This is a genomic window from Acinetobacter sp. MF4640 (assembly GCF_002018895.1).
GTDB lineage: Bacteria > Pseudomonadota > Gammaproteobacteria > Pseudomonadales > Moraxellaceae > Acinetobacter > Acinetobacter johnsonii.
This window is the reverse complement of sequence record NZ_MVOM01000095.1, coordinates 1-6,412: the sequence shown is the minus strand read 5'-3', so window position 1 is coordinate 6,412 and position 6,412 is coordinate 1. Positions and strand designations below refer to the sequence as shown.

Sequence of the window (6,412 nt, the reverse complement as noted above, 5' to 3'; positions counted from 1 at the left end):
TTCTTGACTCAAGCATTAATGCAGTACGATCTTCAAAGTTAAGATGATGGTATGACAATTTTATATACTCCATAAACCCTTTAAATTAATTAGGTGGTTTATGTCGCACTTCAAGTTTTACTCTGCCGTACCTCCAACTGCTATAACTCCTACAACGGCCAGAACAGGAAGGCCAACAGTTCCTCCAACAACGCCTATTACTACACCACCGATGGCTGTTCCAATGCTCCCTCCAATTCTTGCACCTAATAGGCCGCCATTAATTTTACCAGTTTGTTTTAAAATTTCTTTCCTTGTACCATCTGGAACACCTTTTTCATAGACCTAAGCCACTGAATTTACACTGCCATAAATATCCCAAGCAAAAACTAATCTTCCACCCCACTTTAAACTTTTACTTACTTTTGATGTTTCATCCATGTTTTTAATATAGTCATCGATACTACTATAATTTTTTGCACAAAGATTTAAAAAATAAAATACCCCTAAGCGACTCAAATTTAAGTGACAACTTGGGTGTGAGCTCGGTCTAATTCTGTAAATTTATTTAAGACTGCCACACGTGCATGAATCTCGTTGACTTAGCTGTCAAAATTCCTAGCGCTGAGTTTATCGCCTAATAATTTGATACAATGCATCTTAGTTTCGACCAAACTGCGCAGATGATACCCAGACCACTTTTTCATCAGTCTGCTCATTAAATTATTGAACGAGATGATAATATTTTCCAGCATTAAAACTATGAAAATAGAAATTCCAGTTCGAACCAAAATTCAGCAATAAACTTCCATCATCATGTGGTACGACACTAAAGCCTTCAAATGGAACGCTATATTGGTCATACACAACTGAAGCTGGTAGTTGGTGTTTGCGTCTATCGCTGCTTTTTCAACTATCAATTCTTCACAGTTCCAACTTTATTACTTTTTTCCTTCCTCTTCATCCTTAATCTCCCATTTACTATTAGGATCATCTATTACAATTTGTATTTTCTCGCCATTCTTTAAAATTCGAATATTTTCTTTAACGACTTTACTCTCTAACTCAAGCAACTTGCTTCTAGCTATCTCTAACCCGAACTCATTCGCTAAAGTATAATAAGCATATGCAAGGTCAAAATTTTGTTCTACTCCATCACCTTTTTCATACAATGAGGCTAAATTATAAGCAGCACGAGGTTCATTATTCTCTACTGCCTTTTCGTACCAGTAGACAGCTTTCGTCATAGACTTATCTATTACCTCTCCTTTCTTATACATAACTGCAACATTAAATTGTGAAGGTGCATAATTTTTTTCAGCAGCCTTTAAAGAGTATTCAAAATATTTATGTTTATCTTTTATCCCCCCCCAACCCTCATAATAACAATTAGCAGTATTTGCAGCTCCCAAACCGTAGTCTAAGTTTGCTGATTTTTCATAATATTCACATGCTTTTTTAAGATCCCTTTCAAAATAAAATCCGTTAAAATACATAAATCCAATTGAGTTAATAGCCTCTGGCACGTTTTTATTCATTGCTTTTGTAAAATAAGTATAAGCTTTTTCATAGTCCTGTTTAACTCCATTTCCATGAGCATATAAACTCCCCATATTATTTTCAGCTACCCCATTATTATTCTTAATTGCCTTTTCATACCAATGAACTGCTTTTTTAATGTCCATCTTTTGATTTAAATAGCCATTCTCAAAGACAACCCCTACTAAATTCTGCGCAATAGGATCATTATCTTCAGCCTTAGCTAATAAAGCATTGAAATAATTTAACTTTTCATTATCATCTTGACTCTTTATTACTTCATCAATTTCAGATAAATCAATATATTGACCTTCCGCGCTAGCTTTATCCGCATTAACATCACAACCTGTTAGGCTCAATGTCAATATCAATGCAGTAAACAAAAACTTCATTTAAAAGAGTCCTATTTTGTTAAAGGAATGACAAATGTATAACTAAGGTTATGTTGAATATTAGCTCCCATACCAACTCCAGCTTCAAGTCCCCCGCCCATTGTGGTTCCTTCATTAAAGTCTCCATCAAATATTTTTTCTGGAGTTAAACCTGAAGCCGCAACAGTTGAAGCACCAACCAATGCATATGTATTCACATTCATAGAATATCCAAAACCAGCTAAATCATCTAAACTTTTAGCCTCACTTAATAAATAACCTCCTTCTACAGAAACAGAAGGAGTTCCTTGTACACCAGATACCCCAGGAGCAAGAAATATTCCCCACTGACCTTTCGGTGTTCGTGCCACTCCAATTTGGATACTAGCACCCACCCCAATAACCGCAGCAATTGCTCCAGATACATTTACATACATAAGTTGAGTCCCTTTCACATCTACTTCAATTTCCACTACAACTTTAGAGTTATTTTTGGATATTTGAAATTTTTCTTTTATATACTTCTTATATTTTTTATGGTCCGCTAATTCTTTTCTTTTAGCATCTATTTCATCTTTTATGATAATAATTTGCCCTACTTTAATAGCATTAACATTAATTCCTTTATTCCTCATACTAATATCATTAACAGAAACACCATGCTGTTTTGCAATAAAATTTAAATTTTCACCCGATTTAACTGTATGTTTTATAATACTTGGATATAAATAAATATTTTTATCTAATTTTTTGTTTATAACTTGTGTTCTCCGCTCATAGCTACCCGCCACTTCTTGCTTTTGAAATGTTTTTGTATTTATTATTATTGATGGGACATTAACTATTATTGTTCTCTTCTCATCTCTACCCATTCTCTTATTATATGAAAAATAACCTATTTCCGTCCACGATTTATATGGTGTCGGAAAATCCATTACTTCAAAAACTAATTGCTCTATACCAACTATTGAGCCCCCCTTACCTTTACCATTCTTTGTAGTGAACTCAACTAGTTTTCTTTTTGTCTTTTTTTGTTCATCATTTAAAACTGATACTTTATAGCGTAACCCATCAACAGGATTCCCAGCTCTATCTTTAAAAAAAACTTCAAATTTCATAAATTTAACCTTCTACCTCATTATTTTCTGGTTCTTCAAAATCCTCATCAATAATTGACCACTCGTAAATTGGTTCATCTACTACAACCTGTATGTCCTCCTGTTTATTATCAATACTTACAAAACGTTCTGTTCTACCATATTCATCTAACACTCCAGCTTTGTAAGTTTTTTGTCCTTTCAGTAAGGCTCTATATTTTACCTCAGAAAAGTCAGTATCTTTAAAAACATCAAAAGTGTCTATGCGATTTGTAAACGAATAATTCTCTTTATTCATAGCTAAACTACTAAAACTTGGTAGTATGGACTGAACTTTAGCTCCACCTTTAAACATATGTTGTCCAGCATTAACCTCAAATTTCCCACCCGTTTTTGGAAAAATTCCTGAGCCATTCAGAGCAATCTGCGATGAACCACCCGTAATCAAAACTTCTTTGGGACTACTGATTTCTATCCGATCTTCTGTAGAAGAAATCGTGATGCCGAGTTTGGCAAATACATCTAAAGCATCTGACTGTGCTTGAATCTCAACTTTACCTTGTGCTGCAATGGCTTTAATCCCGCCTTGCGCAGCAAACAGACTTACTTTGCCTAAAGCTTGCCCCAAAATATTCTTTTGGGTACTAAGGTTAATACTATCGCCCGCAGTATGGTTAATGATGCCTGTAGCTGAAAGATGGATATCTTCAGGGGTACTTAAGGCAATCCCATCAGCAGAACTGAGTAACATGATGGCTTTTTTATACTTGGCAACATCTTTTTCAATTTCTTCGGCAAAAGCTTTTAGTTGCTCAATGGATTCTATTTCATCGGTCTTTTGATTCTTGGCAATATCACTTAAGGCTTTACTATTGGTCTGGCTGCCTTCAAGTTGCTTTTTGGCAATCTCACTATCTAAATGTTCACCTTTGGCTTGGTTTTGTTGATATGTACTTAGTAATAATCCATTTCCAGCTCGTACTGCACCCCATTGATCTGTTCTAAGCTCAAACCCTTCACCCCGACCATCACTGGTCGCACTTTCTTTAGGATGACTCAAATTACCTAGGTTAAGTTGTGTTGCACCATGACTGCTGTGGAGTTGGGTACTGATCTGTCCGGTAGTATCATCAAATCGCAGTTGGTTAAATCCTTCACCATCAACTTCTTTGGAGCGAATACCACTTAACTTTTTAGTATCAGGTAGTTTACCTTTGTTGTCGAACTTGGTTGGATGGCGTTGTGCTTCATGGATACGTCCCACCACAAATGGTCGGTCGATATCACCATCAAAAAAATCAATGACCACGATCTCACCAATGCGTGGTAAGAATCTTGCCCCATAGCCCTCACCAGCCCATGGGGTCAGTACATCTACCCAAGCAGAATCCGTATCGTTATCATTGGAACCAGCACCACCATCATGAGTGTTGTCTTCGTTACGGGTAAATAGGAATCGAACTTTGATGCGTCCCCATTCATCAACAAAGATTTCTTCTCCACTTGGGCCAACAACTTTAGCACGTTGTGGTGATGCTATCGCTCTATGTTGTAGTGGATTGTATTCTGGAACAGTAACAATGTTACGTCGTTGAAGCGTGAGTGTATTGGCTTGGCGTTCATCTGTATTATTGTTTGCAATGTTACTTACCTGCCAATTACTTTGTTGAAGCAAGGCACCCACTTGATCATTCAGGTCTTTAGGTAAATTATTTTGGTTTTGAAAAGTCTTAGCAGTGATTAGAAACTGTTTGTCTGCATCTGCGTGTTGATCTATTTCGGGGTGTTCATTGAACTCAAACCAATAACCCACATGTGCATCACGTACTGTAGAGGTTGCACTAAATTGTTTAGCTTGTGCATTGTAGTAGTGACTTAAGGTTTGATTAAACTTTTCAATCTGACCATTGCCTGATTTGGTCGCACCATCTTCACCATTTAAGTCCTGTATCCATGCAGGGCTAAAATGCCATGCCTGCTCCAAACCTAAACTGGCATTGTCATAATTTTCACTATGGTTATGCTTGCTTTGAACACTTCCCGCCCCTTCTTCAGTTACTAACACATCGGCTTGCCAACGCTGTACATGTACTGAGGTCGGTTGGATTGAACGCTGACCTACGAAATGAGTAATAGAGTCGCTTTTTTCTACGGCACTACTGCGATGAAAGCGGATACTGCGACGGTCTAAGACGTTAAATTGCGAATTATCATCAATTAATCTTAATCTTTGCGGCTGTATCTGTTCACTAGAACTAAGCACTTTAAGTTGTGCTTCATCAATCAGCCAGTTAATACCTTCACTTCTCATCAACCGAGTCAGAAAATCAAAATCGCTTTCCGAGGCCTGCATAATAAATGGACGAATATCATAATCTTGGGTTAAGCCACTTTTATCCAAAGTCAAACTTAAAGCGAAGAGCGCACTACGTTGCACCCATTCTTGAAACACGATTTGGATCACGTCCACAGCCGACTTATTCATAAACACGCGACTATTACGACGATGGTTCCATAAGGCTGTCGAATCTTTGACAGTCAAACGATAAATTGTAAGAGAACCATCACTCGCACCTATATCTGCTTGGGCCACAATACCTGAAACACGAGTTAACTCAGATTTGTCTGTGACAATATCAACAGCAGTTTGGCAGCCAATAAATTGCTTTAATGGAATTTTGGAGTTGGTCGAAAGACAAATCAATTGTAGATGAGTACCCTCATTGAGGCTATGCATCCCATCAATACGTTGTAGGAAAACTTGATTATTTAGAGACGTATTTGAGAATTGAACATGGATCGCACGTTTCTGTGCTGTCAGTCCAAGTTGCTCTAATGCAGCATAAATATTGTTAGACATAAGAGATTTATTATTTAATTTTAGAATGTGGTCATTTATACAAATTGGCCCGAATTCTAATCTAGTTACTTCCATATTTGAATGATAATTTATGTTTTTTATTGTTAATCTATTTGATTACATTCCTAAAAATATCGCAACGATATAATATTAAAATGGCTTAAATAGCCATAAATAAATCTGAAAAAATGCACAAAACACTCTAACAAATATATAATATAATTTTAATTTCAATAACTTATAAATAAAAATCAAATATAAATGTTCAATAAATAGAACCATAATATCAATATCAAAGCATGATAATTCTTAAATTTATTCAGATTAAAATGGCTAAAAAATCAATTATTTTACTTAAACAGCCTAACTAAACCACTTTAAGCATTATGCACCAAAGTAATCCCACATCAACAAAAAATAAAAAGGCCGCATTTAAGCGTAATGCTGATCAGTTAAGACAAAATAGCTGAAATGCGGTAAAAATGAGCGTATCCAGATACGCTCATTTTTTTATGACTTTTTCTCAGAATTTAAGTTCAGCATTTCAGCAGACAGCTCCTTCACTT

General features: G+C 36.0%; 3 protein-coding genes and 1 pseudogene. All 4 read right to left on the bottom strand.

The window, feature by feature from the left end; all coding sequences use genetic code 11:
• Nucleotides 1-500: 500 nt before the first annotated feature.
• A pseudogene (locus MF4640_RS18150) lies at nt 501-689 on the bottom strand (IS5/IS1182 family transposase); the annotation flags it as partial.
• 231 nt (nt 690-920) lie between these two features.
• A complete protein-coding gene (locus MF4640_RS18145) occupies nt 921-1,910 on the bottom strand; it encodes a tetratricopeptide repeat protein (protein ID WP_004694326.1) in 990 nt (329 codons plus the stop codon).
• A gap of 11 nt (nt 1,911-1,921) precedes the next feature.
• Nucleotides 1,922-3,007: a LysM peptidoglycan-binding domain-containing protein gene (locus tag MF4640_RS18140; RefSeq protein ID WP_004694328.1), complete on the bottom strand. Its 1,086-nt coding sequence runs from the start codon at nt 3,005-3,007 to the stop codon at nt 1,922-1,924.
• Between the two features lie 4 nt (nt 3,008-3,011).
• Complete coding sequence (locus MF4640_RS18135) at nt 3,012-5,846, bottom strand: type VI secretion system Vgr family protein (RefSeq protein ID WP_017397067.1); 2,835 nt, start codon at nt 5,844-5,846, stop codon at nt 3,012-3,014.
• Nucleotides 5,847-6,412 lie beyond the last annotated feature (566 nt).